We start from the raw sequence: 26,166 nt of genomic DNA, 5'->3' as shown, positions 1-26,166 counted from the left end.
TTTTGTTGGCTTTTTTGTTTTTAATTAAGCTTAAATTAGTGTTGTATTATAATTAAAATACTATGTTAAAAATATATGTATGTGGTCCAACCGTTTATAATGATGTTCATATCGGAAATTTACGTCCAATCATTACTTTTGATTTAATTTTAAAAGCTGCTCGCTTTCTTGGTCAGAAATTTTATTTTGTTCATAATATCACCGATATTGACGATAAAATTATTCAACGAGCCAAACAACTTCAAAAAACAGAGCAAGAAGTAAGTTTAGAATATGCACAAAAATATCTTAATATCTTAAACCAATTCAATGTTGATACAATAAGCGAACTTGCTTATGTTACTCAAAATATCGAAACAATGAATCAATTTATGCAAAAATTAGAAAAGCAACAAAGTGCATATCAACAAGATGGTAATTTATGATTTGATGTTGAAAAATATAAGGAAATTTACGGACAAGTTTCAAATCAAAAATTAGATAATATGATTTTTGAAGATTCCCAACATTCGAAAAAATTTCCTGCTGACTTTGCGTTATGAAAACAAACTAGAGAAGGAATTAAATTTGATTCTTTTGTTGGAAGTGGTCGTCCTGGGTGACACACCGAATGTAGTGCACTAATTAATCATTTCTTTAAAGGTGAAAGTTTAGACCTTCACGGAGGTGGTATGGATTTAACTTTTCCACACCACGAAAATGAAAACATACAATTTTACGCATTACACAAAAAACCAATTACTAAAAAATGATTGCGAACAGGTCAAATTAATCTTAATGGACTTAAAATGTCCAAATCGCTTCAAAATGTTTTTTTAGCAGATGATTTTTTGAAAGAATATAATCCAGATGTTTTTAAAATTATTATTCTGCTAAATGGAATTACAAGCATCATTAATTTGGATGAAAATACATTTAATAATTCACAGAAATTATTAAGAAAAATCAAATTAATTCACTTTCAAGCATATTTAAATAATATTGAACAAGCTATTTTTGACAAAGAATTAGTAAATTCACTTATTAGTGAAGTTTATAATCTAAATTTTAGTAACTTCAATAAGAAACTTAATGATTTAATCAAGGAAATTAACAAAACAAATGATGCAACTTTAATCGCAACTCTTCTTCAAGTTTCTAAAATTTTAGGATTTAATTTTAATAAATTCAATTATCAAGAATATGTAGATATTTTTCATAAGTGAAAAAAACACCTTGAAAACAAAGAGTACCAAAAAGCAGATCAATTTAGAGCTATTTTAATCAAGGAAGATTTAATTTAAAAAAAGAAAAAAAGAACCAATTTAGGAAAAAACGAGGTTAAAAAATGAAACAATTAATAATGTGTGGTAAAAATTCTGTTTTAGAAGCAATTAAATCTAAATTGCAAATTCAACTAATTTATTTAAGCAAAAAGGAAAACATAAAGTTAATTCCTAAAGAATATAAAATAGAAATTAAAGATCAAAGCTTTATGGATCAATTAACCAAAGAAAATCATCAAGGTTTTATCGCTTTAATTGAACCTATTCAATTTAAAGATATTAATTATTTAATTAGCAAAAAACCTCAAACCACATTGCTTCTCGATCACATCCAAGATCCACATAATTTAGGTGCAATTATTCGAACCGCAAATGCAGCAGGAATAAAAGATTTAATTTTACCCAAAGAAAATGCAGCAAGCATTAATGAAACTGTTTTAAAAATTGCTTCTGGTGGTATTGTAGGAATGAATATTTATCGTGTAAATAGTTTAAGTGCAACAATTAGTAAATTGCAAAAAAATGGTTTTTGAGCTTATGCAACAGTCCTTGACGAAAAAGCTCTTCCACACACACAAGTTAGCTACAATGACCCGTCAATCATTATTGTCGGAAACGAAGGAACAGGAGTGTCAAAAAGTGTTCTTTCAGTTGTTGATCAAACAGTATATATCAAGCAATACGGAAATGTTCAATCATTAAATGTTTCAGTAGCCACCGGAATAATACTTTTTGACTTAGTAAGTCGTAATGAAAGTGAATAATAAAATCGAACTTAATGATGAAGTTTTAAATTTTTTAAACATCACAAATACAGTTAAACCTACAAAAAATTCTATTGTTTATCATTTTGATCTACATCATTTTCAAAATATTAAAATAATCGCTCACAAAATCAAAAGAATGCTTGGAGAATATTCTTTTGATTTTGATGAAATTTATAATAAACTTTTACAACAATCAGTTGAAACAATTCAAACTTATCTTCAAAACGAAGCATTCAAAAAGATACAATTTAAATTATTTTTTTGAACTGATTTAAAATATAAAACTTTAAATTATTTTAATTCAATAAATAATAAACAATTCCGTTTCGAAAGAAATCTTTCTAACTTAAATTTCAACAAAAATTCCTTAGAAGAAATTCGAAATCATTCAATTAATTTAAATGATAAAAACGAAAAAGAATATCTAATTCAGTTAATTCAAAAATCAAAAAATAAACTTTCAGAAACTGAACAAGAATTTATTAAAAGCTTTTTAGAAAATAAAAATAATCTTTATTTTACCAAAATCAAACAAACACAAATCTTACAAAAAATTAAAAGCAAATTATTTTGCTAAACATGTGCTAAAATTAGTGTATGAATAATAATAAAGTGTCACTTGCATGTGAAGAATGCAAAAGAAAAAATTATGTGAAAAATAAAAGCGGAGGAAATCCTACAAGATTAGTTGTGCGTAAATTTTGCCCAAATTGCAAAAAGCAAACAAATCACAAAGAAGAAGTATAGTTATGGATAATAATCAAGAAATTCAATTTATTAAAAACGAAGAACAATCAAAAGCTAATTCTAAAAAACTAAGATTTTTCTTCCGGAGAATAGCTAAGGATATCAAAAGAGTAAGATGACCTGACTCTTCTACTAATTCAAAAAATTTAGTTAAAATTTTAATTTTCACAGTTATTTTTGTTCTTTTTGTATTTGTTGTTTCTTTTGCTTTCCAAAGCTTATGAAACCACTGAAATATCTAAAAACCTTAAAGGAGTTTCAATTTTATGAATAATTTTAAATGATATATGATCTCAACAGTTAGAGGAAAAGAAGATAATGTTGTAGAATCTTTAAATAACCGTATTTTTGCAGAACAAGTTGAAAAAAGCTTTGAATTAGAAGCGACAGATAAAGGACCTTTTAAAATCTTTAAAAAACCAACTTTAACAGCTAAAGAACTTGATAAAAAAATTCACGGAGACGCTTATAAAGTAAAATGAATCAATTTATATCCAGGATACATTTTTGCTAAAATGGACATGACTGATAAAGCTTGATTTGTTGTGCGTAACACTCAATATGTAACAGGATTAGTTGGTTCTTCAGGTAAAGGAGCAAAACCAACACCAGTTACTAACTTTGAAATGAAAAAGATGTTTAAAGCTGAACAAGATGCTATCGATTTATTCAATACAGGAAAGAATTTATTAGAACTTAAAGTCGGAGACTTAATTGAAGTTATCGAAGGACCTTATAAAGGAGAAATTGCTCCAATTGAAAAATTAATTCTTGAAGAAAATATGGCAGTTATTTCTATTGAAACTTTTGGTAAAAAAACACTAGTTGAGCTTAGCTTAGACTTATTGAAATTAAGTGAATAAAATAATTATAGACACAAACACCGCATGGTTTTTAAAAAACTATGCGGTGTTTTTTAATTTAAATTAGAACAAAAAAATCAGATATTTTTTATTGAAAAAGGTATATCTATTTTTAAAAATTTATGAAAGTTTCTTATTATTACAATTCACTAGTAAGAATAATTTTCATAATAGACTTGTAAAATAAGTAATCCAAAAAAACATCCCAAAAGAAACATTAACTTTTGTTTGATACTATTTTATTAATGTAATTCATAAAATATCTTAAACAAAAGATATTCTAAAATAAAAAGAATAAAAAATAGTCACTTTCTTTTTAGAATGTGACTATATCATTAATTTTTGAAATTATTATTCAACTGAAACGTCTGCACCAGCTTCAACTAAAGCTGCTCTCATTGATTCAGCTTCGTCTGCTTTAACATCTTCTTTAAGAACTGCTGGTAATGAGTCAACGATTTTCTTTGCATCCATAAGACCTACATTTAAAAGATCTTTAACTACTTTAATAATTGCAACTTTTTTACCGTTATCTGCTTTTAAAACAACTTTGAAGCTTGATTTTTCTTCTGCTCCACCTTCTGCAGGTGCTGCTGCAACAGCAACTGCTGCAACAGGGTCGATACCAAATTCTTCTTTCATTGCTTCAACAAGTTCCATAACTTCTTTAATTGACATTTCTTTTAATGATTCGATAAATGTTTCTTTTGTTAATTTAGCCATTTTTATTTTTCCTTTCTAATTCGATAAATATGCTAATCTGTGTTTTTATTATTATTGAATATATTATTCTGTTTTACCTTCACTTACTAATTTAAGTGATAATGACATTTGTTGTAAAGGAGCCATCATTGAACGTGCAAGAATTGTAAGTGCTTCTTCGTATGTAGGAAGAGAAGCAACTGTTTTAACTCCGGCAGCATCAATAACTTTACCTTCATATGTACCAGCTTTAACAACCATTAATTTGTGTTTTTTAGCAAAATTTACTAATAATTTTGCAGCTGACATATCGTCATTTTGAGAAAATGCGAAAATGTTAGGTCCAACTAAGTGGTTAGCTAAATCTGCATATCCAGCTTTTTCAGCAGCAATTTTGAATAATCTGTTTTTGTAAACTTTAACTTCAACACCAAGAGCTTTAGCTTCTTTTCTAAATTCTTGAAGTTCAGCAACAGTTAATCCACGATATTCTGCAAAAGCAAGTGCGTGAGATTCTTGAATTTTTTCAGCGATTTCAGCAACAACTTCTCTTTTGATTGCTCTAAATTTTGATTCTGACATTTTTTGCCTCCTTTCAAAATTAAATTATTTGAATTTTGCAATACAGGTAACAACAATTGTAAGAATATACACTAGGTAACCAATTAAGCTTACGCAGTTACTGTCTTGATGTATTGCTTTACTATTATAAATAAAAAATAAGAAAAAAGAAGTCTTTTTCTAAATTATTTTAATATATAAAATAAAACCTAATTTCAAACCATAAAATGAGTCTTTTCAGAGAAAATTAAAGAATATTTAAAATAGTTTAAAATTAAGTTATGAGAAAAAGAATCTACTTGCACACAAATACAGAATTTTCATTTTTATACTCAAAAATCAGAGTAAATGAATTATTCGAACTTGCAATTCATAATAAATTAGAATATCTTCCTCTAACAGATGTTAACAATTTATACGCATTACCTTACTATTTTGAGTTGCAAAAAAAACATAATATTAAGCCTATAATTGGGATTGAAACAAAAATTAAATTTGATGAAAAAGAGCACTTTAAAGTTATTATTATTGCTAAAAATAATCAAGGTTTGGCACGCCTAAATCAAATTATTTTCCAAGTTTCTCAAAATAATTTTTTGACCACTTTACTCGAAATTGATGACCCAAACTTATTTGTTATTGATCATCTCGAAAAAGGAATGAAAGCTAAAAATCTTAATTTACCGTTTGGGGAAAATTTTTATTTGAATAGTAAAAAACAGCTCGATAAACCAACTGTTTTTGCTCCAACAAAACGGATTTTAAACATTGAAGATAATGAGATTCTCAAAGTTTTAGAACAAATTTCAGGTAAAAATTCTATTCAAAATTTTAATTACTATGAATATTTTGATGATCAAGAATTTGAAGATCTTGACGAAAGTGTCTATCAAACTATGTTAAATCTTGTTGAAGAAATTGATATTCAACCTCCTAGCAATGAATTAAAACTCGCAAAATTCGCAGATAATAGCACTGAAATATTTGAAAAATTAATCGTAGGAGCAAGGTTCCAAGAAATCATTAAATTTTATGATAAAAGAGAAGTTTTAAAACGAATTAAATATGAATACGAAACAATTGCAAAACTAGGTTTTATTGAATATTTTTTAATTATTTGAGATGCTCTAAAATGAGCTAGAGAAAATAATATTGAAGTTGGTCCAGGAAGAGGAAGTGCTTCTGGTTCATTAATTGCTTATTTGCTTCATATAACAGATGTTAATCCATTGGAATTTAATTTACTTTTTGAAAGATTCTTAAATGTAGATCGTGTTTCATTACCTGATATTGATATCGATATTCAAGATAATAAAAGAGATTTATTGCTTGAATATCTTAAAAATAGATATGGTGCAAATAATTTTGCTTTAATCTCAACTTTCCAAACCTTAGCTTCTAAAAATTCAATTCGGGATGTTGCTAGGATTTTAAAAATCCCAACAAGTGATGTTAATAAAATTTCAGCTGCATTAACCAAAAATGATGAAAACCTAAAATATGCTTATTTAAAAAACAAAAAATATAAAGTTTTAGTTGATAAATATCCAAACTTGCACGAATATGCCTCACAAATCGAAGGACTTCCTCGCCAAGTCGGCCTCCATGCCGCAGGGGTTATTATTGCAAATAATAACTTACAAGATTCTTTTCCAGTAGCATTAAATCCTAACGGTTTTAATCAAATTCAATTTACAATGAATTACTTAGAGAGGTTTGGATTAATTAAAATTGATTTTCTTGGATTAAAAAATCTCACAATTATTCAAGAAATTGAAAATTTAATTCCAAAACAGTACCATTTTCACAACATTGTAAATCATAGTTATTCAAAATTTATTGATTCAAAAACATTTGAAATGTTAAATAATTTAATTACAAATGGTATTTTTCAACTTGAAAGTGATGGAATGAAAAATGCGATTAAGTTAGTTCATGTCGATAGTTTTGATGATCTTTATGCAATTATTTCTTTATTTAGACCCGGTCCTGTTCAATATATTCCGATTTATGGAGAAAATAAAAAAGAACCAAATCGAATCGAAAAAATTCACCCTAAATATGATCAAATTGTTTATCCAACATACGGGATCATTGTCTATCAAGAACAAATTATGCAAATCGCACAAGAATTAACCGGAATGTCTTTTGCTCAGGCCGACTTATTAAGAAGAGCAATCTCTAAAAAAGATGAATCTCAATTGCATAGCTATAAAAAAGTGTTTTTTGAAGGCGGCTTAAAAAACGGAATTTCTAAAGTTACTCTTGAAAGAATTTATGCTAATATCGAAAAATTTGCAGACTATGGTTTTAATAAATCTCACGCTGTTGCTTATGCTTTAATTTCATACAAAATGGCCTTTTATAAAGCTCGTTTTCCAATGCAATTTTATGCTGTTTTATTAAGTAATTCTGTTGGTGACTTACTCAATATTAAAAAATATGTCTTAGATGCAAAGGAACAAAAAATTAAAGTAAATTCACCACAAATTAACATTTCAACTGATCAAGTTGAAATACGAAACAATCAACTTTACTTACCATTTAATATGATTAAAGGTGTCGGTCAAGTTGCTGTGCAAAAAATTATCTCCGAAAAAGCCAACAATGGTTCATTTAACAACTTTATTGAAGCTTATTTAAGATTAAGATCTAGTGGTATTGGTGATTCTGTGTTTACTTTATTAATCAAAGCTAATGTTTTTAAAGAATTTGCAAACGTTGCAACTTTATTAGATTTTCAATTAGAATGTGCATCTATTTTTAAAATTTATCAGGAACAAGAAAAATCTCAAAAGCCTCAAACCGAAGAAGAAAAAATTAATTTAATTCGAAATTTTATTAATGAAAACAATTATCAAAAATTAGAAATTCCTCATAAAGAAAGAAATATTGAAGAAGAAATGCAATATGAAAGCGAATTGCTCGGAGATACTTATAATGTTGGTTTTGATTTTAATATTCAGCAAAATAGTCAAGTAGTCAAACGAAAAAAAATTCAAGAAGTAGATCTTGAAAAATCTTGAATTGTCGTTTATGTTACTTCTGCAAAAAAACATGCTACTAAAAATATTGTAAATGTCGCAATGAAAGATGAAACAAAATCTATAATTGCATACGGTTTTACTGATAAAATATTTAGACTTATTGATAATTTTAATCCACGAATTTTATTAGTTAATATCTCTAAAAATGAAAAAAACTTCTATCGAATTTTTGATTGAAAGGAAATTGAAAATGAATAACAAACAAGAAGAAACTCTTAGTCTTGTCATAGACGGTAACTACTTAATGTTTCAAAGTTTTTTTGCTACTCAAAAAAACTATGGCGGAGAACTATTACGTAGTTCAAAAGGAGTTCCAACCAATGCAATTACAACCTTTATATCACAACTTGTGAAATTAGTTAGTTTTTTTAAACCAAGTAAACTTTTTATTGCTTTTGATGCCAAAGAAAAAACAAGCAGACATTTACAATACTCTGAATATAAAAGTGGTCGTTCAAAGGCTCCTGAAGAATTATTTATTCAATTTGATTTAATCAAACAAATTCTTGGTAAACTAGAAATTCAATTTCTACAAATCTCAGGCTATGAAGCTGATGATTTAATTGCGGCTTATTGCTCTAAAATACCAGGTCTAAAACTTATTTTTTCACGTGATAAAGATTTACTTCAACTTGTGAATAATGATGTTGCAGTCATTGAAAAAAATTCAGTTGGATATCAACTAATTGATAATCATAATTTCTTTGAAAAATTCGGTTTTTATCCTTATCAAGTTGTTAGTTTCAAAGGATTAAAAGGGGACTCCTCAGATAATCTCCCGGGTGTAAAAGGAATTGGTGATATAATCGCTAAAAAATTACTTGCAAAATTTGATAATTTTGAAGGAATTTATCAAAATATAGAATCAAAAGAAATTACGGAAGCTATTAGAAAAAAATTAATCGCAGGTAAAGAAGAAGGTTATATGTCATATAATCTTGCTCAATTAATTTCTGATGTTCCTGGTTTTGATGCAAATCCTTTGTTATACACTTTAACAATTAATTTTCCACAAGCAGAAGAACTACTTGATGAACTTGAATTAAACACAAATAAAAGATTATTAAAATCCCTTTGACAGCAACTTTAAAAATAATTTTGAATTTCAAATTTAAATTTAAATGTTTATCTATATAATTATTAAAAAAGCAATTTACTAAAAAACAGAAAATAAGACAAAGCACTAAATTTCCTCCTTAGTGTTTTGCCTTTATTTTTTCGCTTTGAGTAATTTTCAGTGAAAAATTTTCAAAATCAAAAAGACAATTATTCGCTCTTTTTTGAGCTAAAAATTTATTTTTCAAATCTTTTTATTTTTTTAATTTAGATTATAAAAAGGTAATATAAAATTAAAAGTAAAGCTAATCAATTTAAACAAGCTAAGATGAAAGGTTTAATTATGGAAAAAACAAATAATTTAATTTATTCTTATTTTCATGTCGATAATAGTTTCAGAATGTCTGAAGATGATTTTACTAACTTAATCAATTATTATCTTCCTATAATTGGGCCTAATGCTTTCACTTTATACCATAGTTTAAATGAAATTAGCAAAGACCCAAGTATGAAGAATAATCACTATGATTTTAATACTTTAACTTTATCTTTAAATATGAGTCACGAAGTGCTTCAACAAAGTAGAAGAATTCTGGAAGCAGTTGGACTAATGAATACTTATTCACACAACAAAAAATTAAGAACAGTTTTTAGTTTACAAAAACCTCTTGATGCTAATGGGTTTAAACAAAATTTCTTAGTATCTGATTTATTAAAAGAAAAAATTGGAAAAACCAATTTTGAAGCAATAATCAAACGTGGATTACGTAAAATTAATGTTCTTTCAGGACAAGAAATTGAAGACATTTCAACTGACTTTTTTGATATTTTCTCAGAAGAAGAAAAAAACAAAGTTGAACAACAAAGAAAAGAATTCTTTATTCAACTTGGACAAATTCAAAGAACACCACAAGAAATTGCACAAGCAGCTAAAACAGATACAACTCCAATGCCATTAGAAGTTGGAAATGTTATTTATAGCAATGAATATCAAGCAATTTTAGAATTAAGTACTATTGAATTTTATCGTCAAATTATTAATCAAGATCCAAATCATAGTGCTCAAATGTATATTGACGAATGACAAGCTCAATTTAAAGATGATAAAACAATTAATTTAATTTTATTTTTCGCAGCAAATAAAATTAAAAGTAAAAAAACTGTCCGTTGATTAAATTTTGGAAATTCTTTAATAACAGAGCTTTTAGCTAAAAATATTCACGAATTTACGCAAGTTGAAAATTATTTAGATGGAAAATTCCAGGCAACAGAAGAATATCGCAATCTTTATGATAAAAAATCATTTATGAAGGAAATTTATCTTAAAAAATTTAGATATAAAAATTAGAGGATTATTATGTTAAAAAAATCAAGTGAATTCATGGATTTTGAAAGTTGAATTACTTCAAGTCGTGAAGAATTAATTTTAGAAATCAAAAATAATCAAATTTTCCAAAAACTCAATACTAAATTAAATTTTTCAGATCAGGAGATCTGAAATTATTTTATTAATATCAAAGAATATATTGAAGGTAAAACAAGTAAAATTAACAAAAATAAAATTTGATTTTTAGAAATTTCACGAAATCCAAGAACCAATCAACTTGAATTTGAATATGTTTTAAACAAAAATGATATAGCTAATGAATTTTTACTCGAAAATAATTTTGAACTAGCAAGTATTTCAAGACCAAGTGAAAAAGAAGCATTTGAAGATATAAAAATCGAAGAAGCTAAGCATTTTGAATTATTTGAATATCGTGAAACATGAAAAAAAGCCACAAATACAAGAAAAAAAGTAAAATTGGATTTTAATCTTGGATTAATTGTTGAAGGTGAACTTAATAGTTTGAGAAATAAAGTTTTAAGTTCAATTGCTATTTCTTTTGCATTAAAGAAATATAAAGTAGCTTATATTGATGTAAATTATCTTGAAGATAGCTTGAAAGCTACCTTCAATAATACTGATAATGAAATGAGTCAAATTATCAAAAGAATGTCGGATGTAGATGTTTTGCTTTTAACTGAAATTGGTTTTAGAACATACAATTCATGATTTATTGAATCTGTTTTAATTAAAGTATTAGAAAATCGTTTGAAAAATAAAAAATTAACCTACATTGGTTCTTATTATTCACTAAAAGATTTAGATTCAATAGCTAATACCAAAGATTCACGAATTTCCAAATTTGCAATGAGAAAATTAAAAGAAATTATCAATAGTCTTTGCAATTATAAAATTTGAATAGGATTTTAAAGATGAAAATAGTTTTAGCAGGTACTCCTAACTTTTCCGTCCCAATCTTCGAAGAAGTTATTAAAAATTTCAACGTGGTCGCAATTGTCTCGCAACCAGATCGACCAGCAAATCGAGGTTATAAATTAGAACCCACTCCAACTAAATTGTTAGCACAAAAATACAATATCCCTCTTTTTCAGCCTGAGAAAATTTCAATGATTTACGATGAACTAGCTCAATTAGATTGTGACTTGCTCTTAACTTGTGCTTTTGGACAATTTATCCCTCAAAAAGTTTTAGATCTACCTAAAATGGGTGCATTAAATATCCACGGTTCACTTTTACCTAAATATCGTGGAGCTGCTCCTATTCAATATTCTCTTTTAAACGGAGATCAAGAAACCGGGATTTCTTTAATGTATATGACTTTAAAAATGGATGCCGGTGATGTAATTAAAGTTGCTAAATTACCTATTTTAGAAACCGATACAAGTGATACTTTATTTAGTAAAATGTCGCTTTTAGCTACCGAAAATATAACAAAATGATTATCTGATTTTCAAGAAGGTAACTTCGAAAGAATTGCTCAAAATGAAAGTGAGGTTGTTCTTAGTCCAAAATTAAATAAAGAAGATGCTTACTTGGAAACTAGTTTACCAAAAGAAGTTGCTTTTAATAAAATTCGTGCTTTTTCATCTAATCCAGGTGCTTACATAATTATTGATAATAAACGTGTAAAAATCTTTTATGCAAGCAAAGAAAAACGAAAAACTAACTCTTTAGAAATCAAATTTAGTGACGGCAGTCTTTTTGCTGAGGATTATCAATTTGAATCAAAAAAAAGAGTTAAATTATAAAAAATAAAAGTGGTAGTATTACCACAATTTTTAAATCTATCATTTGATAGATTTTTTTGTATTAACAAAACAATACTATAATTTAGCAAGTAAGATGATTAATATCTTATAATAAAAGTTAACTTATTACAAAAAATCTTACATATAACAAAATATTAGAAAGGTACTTTTTAAAAATATGAAAAAAGTTGCAATTAACGGTTTCGGAAGAATTGGTAGATTATTTTTCCGTAGATTATTAGAAGTTAAAGATAACTCTGTTGAAGTTGTTGCTGTTAACGACTTAACAGATCCAAAAACATTAGCTCACTTATTAAAATTCGATACAGCTTTCCACCAATTACCATATGAAGTTGAAGCTAAAGATGGTGCTATTGTTGTAAACGGAAAAGAAATTAAAGTATTTGCTGAAAGAGATCCAGAAAACCTTCCATGAGGTGAATTAGGAATCGACCTTGTTGTTGAATCAACAGGATTCTTCACAAGTAAAGAAGGTGGAGAAAAACACGTTAAAGCAGGTGCTAAAAAAGTTGTTATTTCAGCTCCAGCAGGAAGTGATTTAAAAACAGTTGTTTACAACGTAAACCACAACATTTTAAGCAAAGAAGATCAAGTAATCTCAGCTGCTTCATGTACAACAAACTGTTTAGCTCCAGTTGTTAAAGTATTAGCTGACAAATTTGGAATTGTTTCAGGTCTTATGACAACAATCCACGCTTACACAGGTGACCAAAGATTACAAGATGCTCCTCACCGTGATTTAAGAAGAGCAAGAGCTGCTGCTCAAAACATGATCCCTACATCAACAGGTGCTGCTAAAGCAATCGGTCTTGTAGTTCCAGAAGCTGCAGGAAAATTAGATGGTTTAGCTGTTCGTGTGCCTACAATCACAGGATCAGTTGTTGACTTAACAATTATGTTAGAAAAACAACCAACAGTTGAAGAAATTAATGCTGCAATGAAAGAAGCTGCAAACGAAACAATGAAATACGAAACAGCTCCAATCGTTTCTTCAGATATCATCAACGCAAACTACGGTTCAATTTTCGATGCTGGTTTAACATCAGTTAAAGCAGGTTCAAACGGAAACTTATACAAATTATTTGCATGATACGACAACGAAATGTCATACGTTTCACAACTTGTAAGAACTGTAATTTACTTTGCAAACTTATAATAATTTTTCAAAAAAAGTGCTCATTGAGCACTTTTTCTTTTGATTTTTAAAACCTTATTTTGTTTTTAGTTTAAAATTTAAATACTAAAAAGAAAAGAGTAATTATGAAAAGAAAAAATAAGTGAATTAAACTAACAACTTTATTAACCTTTGGTGCTTTGGCACCTTTAAATTTAACAAGTTGTTTCGATTTTGATGATGTAATAATTAAAGAAGAAAAAAGAGAAAGTCATAAGATTGAAAATCAAGAAAAAATCAAAGTACCCGATAGTGCTAATAGTAATTTAAATGTTGAGCTTCAAAATCTCAATTTTCCAAATTTAGAAGTAACTACTAATAGTGGAGAGTTTAAACAAAATATTTATACATATCAAAAAACAAATAAAGCAACTGAAGGATTATTAATGCCTATCGTTGATGAAAGAGAACAACCTACAAATTACAATCTCAATCTTTTACCAATTAGAAAAAGCGAATTTTCTTCATTAGAATTATCTAATGAAGATCTTGCTAAACTTAATCAAGTTGGAGAATTACCTAAGTTAATAACTGATTCTAAAACAAAACAAAGATTTTATCAATATCAAGATCCATACACAGGAATTATTTTCCGTGATTATGAATTCTTAGTTCCTGATTCTGAGCAAAAAGACTTTTTATTTGGTCCACAAGGTTTACAAATTCTTGCACAAGAATTTAAAAGAAAAGTACCCTTTGGTCCAGAGGTTTATGATTTACAAGCAATCAATATTAATGCACCTCTTGGATTAAGTAAAAATTTTCATGGACTATATACTCAAGAAATTAAAACAATCTACATTAATGGTGATGAATATAAAAATACAAATGCAAGTTTATATGACAAAGTCGCTTTACTCATGCCAACTATTTTCCATGAATACATGCATCACTGAGCTTCATCATATGTTTCCGTTGCTCCTAAATTTAATGGCATGAACGAGCAATCTTTAGTTAACAAAATTGAACCAAGTGTTTTAAAACCTTTTCCAGTAATTTATCAACCTGATCCTTTAAGCGAAAATGGTAACATCGAAACTTGAAATCGTGATTTTGCAAATAACTTTATTAAACTTTTAAATTATGATTTTAATAAAAAAGTTGTTCTTCCGGAAAATCTTTTTGAGCTATTTGAAATTTCAGAACAAGATCAAACTAAATTTATTTTTGAAAACTTCACGCTTGCTCAACTTTGAAAAATAGCAAACTTTGAAACAAAACCTCAGTTCAACGAAAAGGAATTAAATAATAGATATTACATCGATGCTTTAAAAAACTATAGCAATAAACTTAATGACATATTTTACTATTATTCTATGACAGAACTTGTACCAAGAGAATATACTAAATATGCTTACGAATCTTATTACAACATCAATGAACGAAGAACTAATTTAATTACTAATGGTCAAAATTATTTAGTATCTAGCTGATTTGGTAGTTACTCTTTTTCAAATACCAACAAAATAGTCACTTCTTTTAATCCATCTTCAAATAATATCGATTGATCTCGAACTTATTTAAACGGTCTTTCTAATCCAAATCGAGCCGGAAACTTCATTCAAAATGCAACATATTATCCAAATAATATTTTTGAAATTAGAGATTTTAAATATCAAAATCCAGACAATGAAATTCAAAACTTAGAAGAAACAAGAAGTAAAAATCGTAGTGTAGAATTTTATCAAACATTTTTGAAAGCAATGGGTTATGGTCGTACTATTTCGAACTTTTCAAAAGTACAAAACTCTCAAAATCATGAAACATTTAGATTTTCAGGTTATTTACCAAATAAAACTTATAGCGGTTTTGCGTTAAAAAACCAAAGCGGAAAAATTTATAAAACAATTGGACTTAAATATAATTCAATTTTCAACTTCTTTGGACATTATGATTTTGATCAAGGAGCTAGATTATTCAATCAGCAAAATAACGATCCAACAAATGAACGCTTAACTCAAATTAACAATCGTCTTTATCCAAAAAATAAATACTTTAGTTATACAACCAATGATTTCTTTGATGTTGTTGATGAAAGTGTAATTTACCTTTGAAAAGATCTTAATAATGATGGAAAAGCACAAGAAAATGAACTTGACAAACAAACTCCAATTACATTACCACAAGCACGCTTTGCTTCATCAATTCGCCAACACCAAAACGGTTCTGACTTAGTCGCTTTATATAACGAACAAAAACCTAGTGAGGTTATAATTCACCATGTTGAATAATCAACAATTAAACAAAAAAATCAGCTTTTGAGCTATTTTTTTGTTTATTCTTAAAATTTCTTTCATTGGTTTTGGTGGTGGAAACGCACTTATGCCTGTTATTAAAAATGAAGTTGTAAAAAACAAAAAATGAATTAACCAAGATGAATTTGATCAAATTTTAATCGTAACAAATAGTTTGCCAGGAGCAAGTGTTATTCAAACAGTTTCTTATATTGCAATTAAACTTCTTGGAACTTTTAAAGGAATAGTTGTAACACTAATCGCTTTTATTCCTCATCTTCTTTTTAGTCTTTTAATTTTTAAACTTTTTAAATATGTACCAATTGAATATGTTGTGTATATTGCTATCGGTACTTTAATTTCGATTATTATTTTATTAATTAATTTTGCATGAACTTATCTAAAACAAGCAAAAAATACTTTAACTGCTCCACTTTGGGTCTTAATTTTTCTAGCTACTTTTAGTTATAATGTTTTTGTTCCTGCACCATATAACATTCCTATCATTCCGATTATCATTATGATTCTAATTTATACGATAGCTTACCTATTTTCTTTAAAGAAACGAGGTAAAAATGATTAGTCTATTAGTCGCTTTACCTTTTTTAGTTTTAATTAGCTTGATTGTTTTTGGTGGTGGACAAGTCTTTATGCCTATTTTTAATTGGTTTTGAAATTTACTTGCAAACATTTTTGGAACAAATATTGATGAACAAAAAATTAATCAAATTTTTACTGTTGCTAATTCTACGCCCGGTGTGGTTTCAACAAAATTTGCTTTTTACACAGGTTTTTTAGTTGCAAACGGATCTTGATGAGGTTACTTAGCAATGTTCTTAACTTATCTCGTTTTTTGTTTGCCTGCAATTTTTTGCATCTTTTTCGCAATGAAATATATGAATAAATTTAAAGAGAATCATTTTCTTAAAAATCTAATTAGCATTTTTAAACCACTTCTTGCAGGAATTATGCTTGCACTAGCTATTCAGCTTTTAATTAGCATCGCATTACCGAATTATTATTTCAACAAAAGTGTAAACCTATACTTTGGTAAAATGAATCCTTCAAGTACTAGTTCGCTTACACTTCAAGTATTTGGAGGCAATGATAAGTTAAGTCAAATTAGAAGAATTTGCCTTTATATTTATTTACCTCTAGCTGCATTTATTGCATTAATTGCACTAAAATTTAAAGTTAATTTGTTTTTAATCATTATTATTAATGTTTTACTCGCTATAAATCTTCTTGGTTTATTACCAGAAGTAATTCACTTATGAAATTAAAGGAGAAAAAATGCTTAGAATTATTGCTGGTAAGTATCGTAATTTAAAATTAAAGCAGCCTGATAATCAAATCACTCGTGCTACAACAGATAAAGTTCGTGAAGCTGTTTTTAGTAGTTTACAATTTAAAATTCAAGATGCAAATTGTTTGGACTTATTTTCAGGTAGCGGAGCTTGATCAATTGAAGCCATGAGCCGTGGAGCAAACTACGTAGATGCAATTGAAATAAACAAAAATGCTTATAAAATCATTCAAGATAACATTAATTATGTCAAGGAAACTGGAATTAAAACTTGAAATATCGATGCATTATTTTTCTTAGAAAAAACAACTAACCAATATGATTTTATTTTTATTGATGCTCCATACAAAAAAACTAATTTAGTTAATCAAGCTTTAAATCTCATTGAACAAAAAAATCTTTTACAAGAAGATGGTGAAATCATTATTGAAACAGATCAATTTAAGGAAATTAATTTACCTACTTCATTCGAAATTTACAAGCACAAAAAATACGGAAAGATAGATATTCTTTATGTTTTTAAAACCTCAAATTAACGATCATTTAGTCGTAACTCCAAGGGAAATTAGTTATGAAGGTCTTGGTGTTGTAAAATTTAGTAATTACACAATCTTTGTTTACGATCTATTTCCTGATGAACAAGCAGAAATTAAAATCATTAAAGCTCAAAGTAAAATAGCTTTCGCAAGAGTTGTTAAATTTATTAAAACTTCTAAAGATCGAATTAACACTTTTGAGAGTCATAATTTAGATAGTGCACCCTTAATTAATTTAAGTTACGATAAACAAATTGAATTTAAACAAAATTATCTTCAAAAATTACTAACTTGAAATCTTGATATTGATAAATCAGTAATTCATAATTTTATTTCTAGTCCCAAAATTTATAATTATCGTAATAAAATTCGTTATAAACTAAATTTATATAATCAAGAGCTTGCACTTTTTGAAACCATAGCAAAAACCAATCAATTAAAATTAGCACAAAACTTTATATTAGTTGATAACAATTTAATTCAAATCATTAAAGAATTAACAAAACAAATTTCAGATTTTTTCACCAAAAATCAACAAGAATATAAATTAAAATATTTCAAAGAAATTACAGGAAGAATCAACTTTGAAAATCAAGTAACTATTTTGTTAGAAATTGAACCGTTATTCGATCTTCCTCAAAAATTAATTAATCAAATTATCAAAAATGAGAATCTAAAAAAATTAATAGAACTAGTTATTTTAAAGAATAAAAAAACGGCAAAAGTAATCTCTAAAAAACAATTCCAAATGCAACTTTTAGATAAAAGATTTATTATTGATCCTCTTTCTTTTTTTCAAGTCAATATCGAAGTTGCTAGTAAAATTTTTGAATTAGCTTTAACTTTTAAACAAGAAGAAAAATTAATTTTAGATTTATTTTGTGGTTCTGGTGTCATAGGACAAATAGCTGCTCAAAATGAAGAAATTTTAGGAATTGATATTGACTTAAACGCAATAGATAGAGCAAAACAAAATGCTAAACTTAATAAATTCACAAATGCAAAATACTATACTGGTGATGTTTTTAAAACAATAGCAAATCTTAAAGTAGACTGTTCAAACTCTTTTTTAATCTTAGATCCTCCTCGTGCTGGTTTGGGAGAAAAATTAGTGAATTGAATTATCGATCAAAAATTTAAGAAATTAATTTATATTTCCTGCGATCCAAGAACAATGACTAGGGATTTAAAACAATTAGAAAAAAGCAATTATAAAATTACTTACGTTCAAGGCTTTGATATGTTCCCTAATACATCACATATTGAAACATTGGTAATAATTGAAATAATTTAAATATATAGTAATTTATAATTTTCTTATAGATACCTAATATTCATAAAAAATAATAAAGAATATGTATACAGTAAAAATTACTATAAAATTTATTTATATTAGTATAAATAAATAGACACATTCCAAAAAAAGGAATGTGTCTATTTTATGCCTTTACAAAAGAACAAAAATGAAAATATATTCATATTTGCCAAAAAGAAAGTTTTTAAATACCAATTATAACTTTTGATAAAAATTTTTGAGAAAGATATCAAATCATAAAATAAAGAAAAGAGAGTAACTATGAAAATCCTTATAGAAGAGCTAAAGCTTTATTAAAGAGTTGGATAAAATATATAACTCCAACACGAATAATTAAGAAAATAAATCATGTAAAGGTAAAAAACTAATTTAGGAAGAATAAAAGATAGAGTTTGCAAATTTAAAAACAAAGAAAAAATAAAATATAATATAAATGTTATATATAAATAAAAAAGGAGGCTTGATACCTTTATTTATTAGAAAGGAATCGTTATGAATAAAGAAGAAATACTAAATCTACTTTTATCCAAAGAAAAAGTAGATTTAGAATATAAACTTTCTAAAAATGAAATTCCAAAAAGCATTTATCAAACAGTATGTGCTTTTAATAATCGTATTGGTGGGTATATTTTGCTTGGCATAAATGACGAAAGAGAAATTGTGGGGGTGGAAGAAGAAGTAATAGACAAAATGTTAAAAGACTTTACCACTTCCATTAACGATTCCAATTTAATCTATCCACCTTTGTATTTAACACCTAATGTAGTTGACATAAATGGCAAGAAAGTGATTGCCATTTATGTGCCAGAAGGGAAGCAAGTATGTCAATATAAAAAAGAATATTGAGATAGAATACATGAGGGAGATATAAATATCACAAAAAATATAGATCTTATTTCTACACTATTTGCTCGAAAGCAATCTTATTCATTTGTAAATAAGGTATATACATCTTTTGGACTAGAACATTTAAATACAAAAATCATTCAAAGAGCAAGAAAACTAGCTTTAGCAAGGGATTCAAAACATAAGTGGGGCGATATGAGTGATGAGGAACTATTAAAAAGTTCAGGACTTATGGTGTTTGATCCACAAACGGGGAAAATGGGGATTACGCTTGCTTGTATTCTTTTGTTTGGAGAAGATATAACAATCATGTCTGTATTACCCAACTATAAAACGGACGCAATTTTTCGAGTGGTCAATATAGATAGATACGATGACAGAAAAGTAATTATCACAAATCTAATAGATAGCTTTTATGAATTAATGGATTTTGGAGAAAAACATCTTAATGATTTATTTGTTTTAGATGGCACACAAAGAGTAAGTGCCAGAAATATTATATTAAGAGAGATTGTATCCAACTTACTCGTACATAGAGATTTTTCAAGCAATTATCCAGCTAAACTTATTATTGAAGAAAATCAAATTGTAACAGAAAATAGCAATATTGCAAGAGGAAATGGAGAGTTGGAACTTGGTGTGTTTAATCCTTTTCCAAAAAATCCACCAATTGCTAAAGTTTTTAGAGAAATAGGCTTAGCTGATGAGCTTGGTTCTGGGATGAGAAATACAAATAAATATGTAAGATTATATTCTGGACAAAAACCTACCTTTTTAGAAAAAAATATTTTTAAAACAGTGATTCCAATAAAAGAAATAGCTATACAAAAAGTCGGACCCGATAAAGTGCCGATAAGTGCCGATAAAGTGCCGATAAGTGCCGATAAAGTGCCGATAAGCGAAGATAACTACCTTTTTGATAACAATCAACTCCGTTATATTGTAGACTTTGCAAAAAATAAAGAAAGTTTTACAAAAAAAGAAATAGAAACTTTATTAGGGATAAAAGATACAAGGGCTAAAATATTGATTCGCAAGCTAGTTGAACAAGGTTTTTTAGAAAAATTAGGAGAAAATCGAAATAGAAGATACCAATTAAAAAAGATAATAACTAATAAACAAAATAAAGCAACTATTAAAGACGAGTAAAAAACTCGTCTTTTTTGTTTTAAAAAGAGAGCCTATGATCTTAGTCATTCCGGAAAAAGAAAATATCACAAACTTTAACATATAAAATGTTATCTTTATAAATTATTGGAAATTTTAAATAAAAATTAAATTAATTTATTGATAAATATAATTTGTTTTAACTAAGAAACATAAATTTTGGAATAAATTAAAAATCTTATAAAAATATCTAAAAAGTGGAAATCTTGATAATTTAAAGATTTATTTTAATTTTTTACCTTCAAAGGTTGTATTCTTTAAAAAACAAAATAATGTATAATTTAAAAAATTAAATATATTTTATATATTTAATAAACACACTTTAAGGAGGTTGTATGAGCGAAATTAAAAAACAAAATTATGACGCAAGTAATATCAAATATCTAGAAGGTTTAGAACATGTTCGCTTACGTCCTGGAATGTATATCGGAACAACCGCAAAAGCAGGATTACATCATCTTGTTTGAGAAATAGTTGATAACTCTGTCGATGAAAGTATGGCCGGTTATGCTCACAACATCAATATTACAATTACTAAAAATGAAAGTATTATTGTCGAAGATGATGGACGTGGAATCCCTGTTGGACCACACCCAAAATTCGGAATTAGTGCTCTTGAAGTTGTATTAACTAAGTTAAATGCTGGCGGAAAATTTGAATCACAAGCTTACAAAGTTAGTGGTGGACTTCATGGTGTTGGAGCCAGTGTTGTTAATGCATTAAGTGATTGAATGAAAGCCTGAGTTAAAAGAGATGGTAATATTTATTACGCAGAATTTGCTAATGGTGGACAAACAGTTCAATCAACAAAAATTATTGGTCAAACCAATGATGATTCAACAGGGACAACAATTGAATTTCATCCGGACTTTAAAGTTATGGAAAAAAATAGCTTTGATAAAGATTTAATTATTGATCACGCAAAACAAATTGCACACTTAAATCGTGGATTATATGTTAGCGTTACTGATGAAAGAGATAATTCATTCCAAGAATTTCAATACGAAAATGGAATTGTTGACTATGTTAAAGAAGTTAATGAAGGATATGATCCAATTAATAAAGAAATTATTTACGCAGAAGGTGAATATCTAGCAGGTGAAAGAACAGACGGTTCACCTATTACAATCGGGGTTGAAGTAGCTTGTCAATATCTTAGCGATTTTTATAGAAGTAATATTATTTCATACACAAATAACATTTCTACTCACGAAGGTGGAACACACGTTTCTGGATTTTATGATTCATTAATGAGATTAATAAACAATTATGCAATTGAAAAAGGAATCATTAAAACAGATTCTGAAAAATTTTCAAGAGAAGACTTAACAGAAGGTTTAACAGCGGTTATTTCGATTAAACACCCAACTCCACAATTTGAAGGTCAAACCAAAGGAAAGTTGGGTTCAAAAGATGCTAGAATCGCAGTTAATAGAGTTTTTTCTGAAGTCTTTGAAAGAATTCTCAACGAAAACCCTGAACTTGCTAAAAAAATTATTCAAATTGCAACAATCGCTCGTAAAGGGAGATTAGCTTCAAATGCAGCTAGAGATAACGCAAGAAGAAAAAGTGCTTTTGATAATGGTGGATTACCAGGAAAATTAAGTGATTGCAGTAGTAAAAACGCCGAAGTTAGTGAACTTTACATTGTCGAAGGGAACTCAGCGGGTGGAAGTGCTAAAATGGGCCGTGACCGTAAAACACAAGCAATTTTACCACTTAGAGGTAAGGTAATTAATGTTGAAAAAGCTCGTCAAGAAAGAGTTTTAGAAAACGAAGAAATCATGTCTTTAATCACAGCTCTCGGAACAGGACTTGGAGATACTTTCAATATTAATAAATTAAGATATCACAAAATCGTCATCATGACTGATGCCGATGTTGATGGTGCTCATATTCGTACATTGCTTTTAACATTCTTTTATAGATATTTTAAACCATTAATTGAATATGGTTTTGTCTATATCGCCCAACCTCCGCTTTACAAAATTTCACAAGGTAAAATAGTTGAATATGCATACAACGATGAACAAAAAGAAGAGATTATGTCTAAATTAAATCCAAATAGCAAAATTAACATTCAACGTTATAAAGGGCTTGGAGAAATGGATCCGGATCAACTTTGAGAAACAACTATGGACCCTGAAAATAGAAAAATGCTTCAAGTACAAATTCAAGATGCATACAAAGCAGATTTAATCTTTTCAACTTTAATGGGTGATCAAGTAGAACCAAGAAAAGAATTCATCGAAAAAAATGCAAAATATGCAACAAATATTGATTTATAAAATTTAAAAAGTAAGAGATTTATATCTCTTACTTTTTTCAATCAATTTCATCCTATTAAAAACATTGCTAGCTTTTTGTTATTTTCTCTCTTAATTATTCCTAAGTTTCGTTAAAAGTAATCATTAAGATTACTTTTTAAAATATTCTTCTAGTGCTTTAATGGTTAAATCATTAGATAATTGCGGATTTACTTGTCCGCCTGTTTGCTTCATAATTGCACCTAAAATAAATTTAACAACTCTTTCTGGACGAGTTGGATATTCAACAATAAGATCTTGATTTTGTTCCATAATTTGGTTAATTAAGTTTGTTATTAAATTTGGATCTGTGATTTGTTTTAAATTATGTTTGGTAAGCAATTCATCTAGATTACCTTCAAAATCAGGTAATAAAGGAATTAGTTTTTTCAGAGATTTACCAGAAATTATTTCTTGCTCCAAAAGAACTAAGGCTTCCGCAATATGCTCAGGCTTAATATTTAATTTATAAGCAAGTGTTGATTTTGAATTAGCTAATGAGACAATTTCAGCAAAGAAAACCTTTGATAATTTATCTTTATCTTGATATGGAATTGAGTCAAAATATTTAGCTAAATCTAAATCATCTATTAAGGATTGAACGTAAATATTTTGAATTCCGGCATTAAGATATCTAGACTCTTTTTCAAGAGGCAATTCTTTAAGTTCTACCTCATCAATAAACTTTTTAGAAAGTTTGATAAAAGGAATATTAGGCTCAGGAAAATATTTATAATCAACTGTACCTGTTTTAGTTCTCATTACAATATTTGTGTTAGCTTGATCATCAAAACGTTTAGTTTGTTGTAAGATTTTTTCGCCTTTTAGAATTTTTTCACTTTGCAACTTAATTTCATATTCAATTGCTTTTTTGATATTTGAAAGTGAGTTCATATTCTTAATTTCAACTTTAGTTCCGAATTTTGAAACACCATATGGACGTAATGAAATGTTAACATCACAACGTAATGAACCTTGTTCTAATTTAGCTTCTGAAATTTCTAAAGCCAAAGCTGTCTTTTTAATCATATCTACATATGTAGCAGCTTCATCAGCACTTCGAATCACAGGGTAAGTAACAATTTCAATTAACGGAATTCCTGCACGATTATAATCTAATTTTGTTCCATCTTCACCATGATGTTGTCTTGCAGTATCTTCTTCTAGATGAATTCTTTCGATTTGAATTTGTTTTGTTTGATTCTCCAATTTGATTGTAATTTCTCCATCTTTACCAATTGGGCGATAAAACTGAGTAATTTGAAAACCTTTTGGTAAATCAGGATAAAAATAATTTTTCCGGTCAAAATGAAGTTCATCATCAATTTGCATATTTAAAGCTTTTGCAAGAGCAACTCCAAATTTGACAGCTTGTTTATTAACTAGTGGTAAAGTTCCTGGGTAAGCTAAATCAATTTGATGTGCACATTCATTAGGATTTGCATTAAAATCAATCCGAGCAGGTGAAAACATTTTAGTTTGAGTTTTTAATTCTAAGTGAATTTCTAAACCAATAATTACTTCTAAATTATTCATTGATTCCTCCTAAAATTTTTTCAAAATACTCTGCTATTCCTAATAATTTTTGATCTTGATAAATTCCGCAATCTAATGCAAGGTTATATGGTAAATTTTGATATTTTCCTAGTGGCATAGTTAATGATGGATTACCAGCTAAGTTGCTTCCTGTTAAAATATAATCCATAATACCATAACTTTGCGGTTCATTAATTAAAGGTGCAACCCCTCCAAAAGCTGGATAAATCACAACATCAGCTTGAGCGTGTAAGCTTGCTAAATAATCCTTAACAACACGTCTAGCTTTTTGAGCTTTCACAAAAATTTCAGCTTGATTTGCTTCATAAAGAAAATAACTCCCTAAAGCTAAACGCTCTTGGACCATTTTTCCAAAACCTAAGCTACGAGTTTGACGCATAATTTCTTCTCATGAATTAGCTTCAATTCGATTCCCGAAAGCAACTCCATTTAAATTCGCAAGATTAGAAGAAGCTTCTGAAAAACTAATAATTTGATAAATTGGTTTAATTGTTCTTAAAATTTTATAATCAGGTTTAATAAGTTTAACATCAATTCCTTCTATTTTTAATTTTTCTAATAATTTTGAAAAACTTGTTTGGACATAATCACTAATTAAATCACTAAAATCTAAAGCTAAAACACTTTGAGGTTTAGTTTTCTTAACTTCTTGGATTTCAACTTCAACAGAAGTCATATCTTTTGAATCTTTACCATAAAGGGTTTGTGATGTTAAAATCAAATCATTAATGTTATGTGTAAAATAAGCAACAGTATCTAAAGATGAAGCATACGCAAACATACCATAACGACTAATTGCTCCATATGAGGGTTTAAAACCAACTACACCATTATAACTTGCTGGAAGACGGACAGAATCACCAGTATCACTTCCTAAAGCAATTCCAATATTTTTTGTAAATGTTGCAACAGAACCTGATGAAGAACCACCTGATAAACGAGCTTGATCAAGAGGATTTTTAATTAAACCAAAAGCACTATGTGTTCCTGTTCCACCAAGAGCAAGTTCGTCATTATGCACTTTCCCAAGAGCAATCGCTCCGTTGTCTAAAAGTTTTTGAACACAAGTTGCATTATAACTTGGCTCAAAATTCAGAAGAATTTTTGAGCTTGCTTGAGTTGGTAAGTCTTCGGTTGCAAAAACATCTTTGATAGTTAAAACAACATTAGCAACAAGTCCTTGTTTGCTAATTTGTTTAGGTTTTGAATATAAATTAGCAACTGCATTATTTTGATCATTTTGTAATTCATTTAAAGCTAAAGTAGCATTTCCTAAATTTTGAAATTTACGTTGCATTATTTAACCACCTTTGTTAAAGTTACATAGTCTAAATCTTTTGTTGCAGCATTTTTTAAAATATCTTGTTTAGTAATGCTCCATGAAATATCTTCGCTATCCTCTCTTAAAAAATCAATTTGAGGAATTTCGTTTAAATGAGATAGTGGCTTAACATTTTCTAAATCTAAGTCATTTAATCATTCTAATTGAAGATGAATTGAATTTCAATTAATTAAAATATTTTCAATAACTTCATCTGTTGGTTCGAACATTAAAGAACTAACAATTTCTTTTAAAGATTGTTTATCTATTTTTTGCATA

Annotated in this window: 24 protein-coding genes; 19 read left to right on the top strand and 5 right to left on the bottom strand. The window is 27.7% G+C overall.

Features of this window, described 5'->3' with window-relative positions:
• Positions 1–62: 62 nt before the first annotated feature.
• From EXC53_RS01315 to nusG, 6 genes are read left to right on the top strand one after another with little or no spacing between them, the layout of a single operon-like run.
• Positions 63–1,283 carry a class I tRNA ligase family protein gene (locus EXC53_RS01315; RefSeq protein ID WP_119571808.1) on the top strand — a complete coding sequence of 407 codons (1,221 nt, stop codon included), beginning with the start codon at positions 63–65 and terminating at the stop codon, positions 1,281–1,283.
• 44 nt (positions 1,284–1,327) lie between these two features.
• Positions 1,328–2,029: a 23S rRNA (guanosine(2251)-2'-O)-methyltransferase RlmB gene (gene rlmB, locus EXC53_RS01310; RefSeq protein WP_119571809.1), complete on the top strand. Its 702-nt coding sequence runs from the start codon at positions 1,328–1,330 to the stop codon at positions 2,027–2,029.
• Positions 2,016–2,609, top strand: a complete 594-nt coding sequence (locus EXC53_RS01305; protein WP_119571810.1) for a hypothetical protein — start codon at positions 2,016–2,018, stop codon at positions 2,607–2,609. Before rlmB ends, EXC53_RS01305 begins: the two co-directional genes overlap by 14 nt.
• Positions 2,610–2,629: 20 nt before the next feature.
• Positions 2,630–2,779 (top strand): 50S ribosomal protein L33, encoded by a 150-nt coding sequence (rpmG, locus tag EXC53_RS01300; RefSeq protein WP_119571811.1) that lies wholly within the window; start codon positions 2,630–2,632, stop codon positions 2,777–2,779.
• 2 nt (positions 2,780–2,781) lie between these two features.
• Positions 2,782–3,021, top strand: a complete 240-nt coding sequence (gene secE, locus EXC53_RS01295; RefSeq protein ID WP_119571812.1) for a preprotein translocase subunit SecE — start codon at positions 2,782–2,784, stop codon at positions 3,019–3,021.
• A gap of 24 nt (positions 3,022–3,045) precedes the next feature.
• Complete coding sequence (nusG, locus tag EXC53_RS01290) at positions 3,046–3,642, top strand: transcription termination/antitermination protein NusG (protein WP_119571813.1); 597 nt, start codon at positions 3,046–3,048, stop codon at positions 3,640–3,642.
• Positions 3,643–3,993: 351 nt separating this feature from the next.
• On the opposite strand, the gene rplL is transcribed toward nusG, so the two are convergent.
• The gene (rplL, locus tag EXC53_RS01285) at positions 3,994–4,365 is read right to left on the bottom strand and encodes a 50S ribosomal protein L7/L12 (RefSeq protein WP_119571814.1); all 372 of its coding nucleotides are present in this window, start codon (positions 4,363–4,365) and stop codon (positions 3,994–3,996) included.
• Between the two features lie 63 nt (positions 4,366–4,428).
• The gene (gene rplJ / locus EXC53_RS01280; protein WP_119571815.1) at positions 4,429–4,926 is read right to left on the bottom strand and encodes a 50S ribosomal protein L10; all 498 of its coding nucleotides are present in this window, start codon (positions 4,924–4,926) and stop codon (positions 4,429–4,431) included.
• 260 nt (positions 4,927–5,186) lie between these two features.
• Here rplJ and dnaE point away from each other — a divergent pair, with 260 nt between their 5' ends.
• The 13 genes from dnaE (at position 5,187) to gyrB (ending at position 22,991) form a co-directional block, all read left to right on the top strand.
• On the top strand, positions 5,187–8,150 hold the full coding sequence (gene dnaE, locus EXC53_RS01275; RefSeq protein ID WP_119571816.1) for a DNA polymerase III subunit alpha: 2,964 nt from the start codon (positions 5,187–5,189) through the stop codon (positions 8,148–8,150).
• Entirely contained in the window at positions 8,143–9,042 is a 900-nt protein-coding gene (locus tag EXC53_RS01270) for a 5'-3' exonuclease (RefSeq protein ID WP_119571817.1), read from the top strand. The genes dnaE and EXC53_RS01270 overlap by 8 nt, the downstream gene beginning before the upstream one ends.
• Before the next feature lie 309 nt (positions 9,043–9,351).
• Entirely contained in the window at positions 9,352–10,356 is a 1,005-nt protein-coding gene (locus EXC53_RS01265; RefSeq protein WP_129724578.1) for a replication initiation and membrane attachment family protein, read from the top strand.
• Between the two features lie 9 nt (positions 10,357–10,365).
• On the top strand, positions 10,366–11,265 hold the full coding sequence (locus tag EXC53_RS01260; RefSeq protein ID WP_119571819.1) for a P-loop NTPase family protein: 900 nt from the start codon (positions 10,366–10,368) through the stop codon (positions 11,263–11,265).
• 2 nt (positions 11,266–11,267) lie between these two features.
• Positions 11,268–12,104 carry a methionyl-tRNA formyltransferase gene (gene fmt, locus EXC53_RS01255; RefSeq protein ID WP_119571820.1) on the top strand — a complete coding sequence of 279 codons (837 nt, stop codon included), beginning with the start codon at positions 11,268–11,270 and terminating at the stop codon, positions 12,102–12,104.
• 178 nt (positions 12,105–12,282) lie between these two features.
• Positions 12,283–13,281 (top strand): type I glyceraldehyde-3-phosphate dehydrogenase, encoded by a 999-nt coding sequence (gene gap / locus EXC53_RS01250; protein ID WP_119571821.1) that lies wholly within the window; start codon positions 12,283–12,285, stop codon positions 13,279–13,281.
• Positions 13,282–13,385: 104 nt separating this feature from the next.
• A complete protein-coding gene (locus EXC53_RS01245; protein WP_119571822.1) occupies positions 13,386–15,530 on the top strand; it encodes an MYPU_1760 family metalloprotease in 2,145 nt (714 codons plus the stop codon).
• Positions 15,531–15,570: 40 nt separating this feature from the next.
• Positions 15,571–16,116 (top strand): chromate transporter, encoded by a 546-nt coding sequence (locus tag EXC53_RS01240; protein ID WP_235659248.1) that lies wholly within the window; start codon positions 15,571–15,573, stop codon positions 16,114–16,116.
• Positions 16,109–16,816, top strand: coding sequence for a chromate transporter (locus EXC53_RS01235; protein ID WP_119571823.1), 708 nt, complete (start codon positions 16,109–16,111; stop codon positions 16,814–16,816). The genes EXC53_RS01240 and EXC53_RS01235 overlap by 8 nt, the downstream gene beginning before the upstream one ends.
• Positions 16,817–16,826: 10 nt before the next feature.
• The gene (gene rsmD / locus EXC53_RS01230) at positions 16,827–17,375 is read left to right on the top strand and encodes a 16S rRNA (guanine(966)-N(2))-methyltransferase RsmD (protein WP_119571824.1); all 549 of its coding nucleotides are present in this window, start codon (positions 16,827–16,829) and stop codon (positions 17,373–17,375) included.
• Entirely contained in the window at positions 17,353–18,669 is a 1,317-nt protein-coding gene (gene rlmD / locus EXC53_RS01225; protein WP_119571825.1) for a 23S rRNA (uracil(1939)-C(5))-methyltransferase RlmD, read from the top strand. The genes rsmD and rlmD overlap by 23 nt, the downstream gene beginning before the upstream one ends.
• Positions 18,670–19,182: 513 nt before the next feature.
• Positions 19,183–20,685: an AlbA family DNA-binding domain-containing protein gene (locus EXC53_RS01220; protein WP_119571826.1), complete on the top strand. Its 1,503-nt coding sequence runs from the start codon at positions 19,183–19,185 to the stop codon at positions 20,683–20,685.
• Positions 20,686–21,038: 353 nt separating this feature from the next.
• Positions 21,039–22,991, top strand: a complete 1,953-nt coding sequence (gene gyrB, locus EXC53_RS01215; RefSeq protein ID WP_119571827.1) for a DNA topoisomerase (ATP-hydrolyzing) subunit B — start codon at positions 21,039–21,041, stop codon at positions 22,989–22,991.
• 129 nt (positions 22,992–23,120) lie between these two features.
• Here gyrB and gatB read toward each other — a convergent pair whose 3' ends face one another.
• The 3 genes from gatB to EXC53_RS01200 are packed head-to-tail and all read right to left on the bottom strand — an operon-like array spanning position 23,121 to position 26,165.
• Positions 23,121–24,545 carry an Asp-tRNA(Asn)/Glu-tRNA(Gln) amidotransferase subunit GatB gene (gatB, locus tag EXC53_RS01210; RefSeq protein ID WP_119571828.1) on the bottom strand — a complete coding sequence of 475 codons (1,425 nt, stop codon included), beginning with the start codon at positions 24,543–24,545 and terminating at the stop codon, positions 23,121–23,123.
• Positions 24,538–25,863 (bottom strand): amidase family protein, encoded by a 1,326-nt coding sequence (locus tag EXC53_RS01205; protein WP_119571829.1) that lies wholly within the window; start codon positions 25,861–25,863, stop codon positions 24,538–24,540. Before EXC53_RS01205 ends, gatB begins: the two co-directional genes overlap by 8 nt.
• Positions 25,863–26,165, bottom strand: a complete 303-nt coding sequence (locus tag EXC53_RS01200; RefSeq protein WP_119571830.1) for a glutamyl-tRNA amidotransferase — start codon at positions 26,163–26,165, stop codon at positions 25,863–25,865. The genes EXC53_RS01205 and EXC53_RS01200 overlap by 1 nt, the downstream gene beginning before the upstream one ends.
• Between the last annotated feature and the right edge of the window lies 1 nt (position 26,166).

Source organism: Mycoplasmopsis gallopavonis (genome assembly GCF_900660635.1).
Taxonomy (GTDB): Bacteria; Bacillota_I; Bacilli_A; order Mycoplasmatales; family Metamycoplasmataceae; genus Mycoplasmopsis; species Mycoplasmopsis gallopavonis.
Note: the sequence above shows the minus strand (reverse complement) of the source record. Positions and strands in the feature narration are given on the sequence as shown.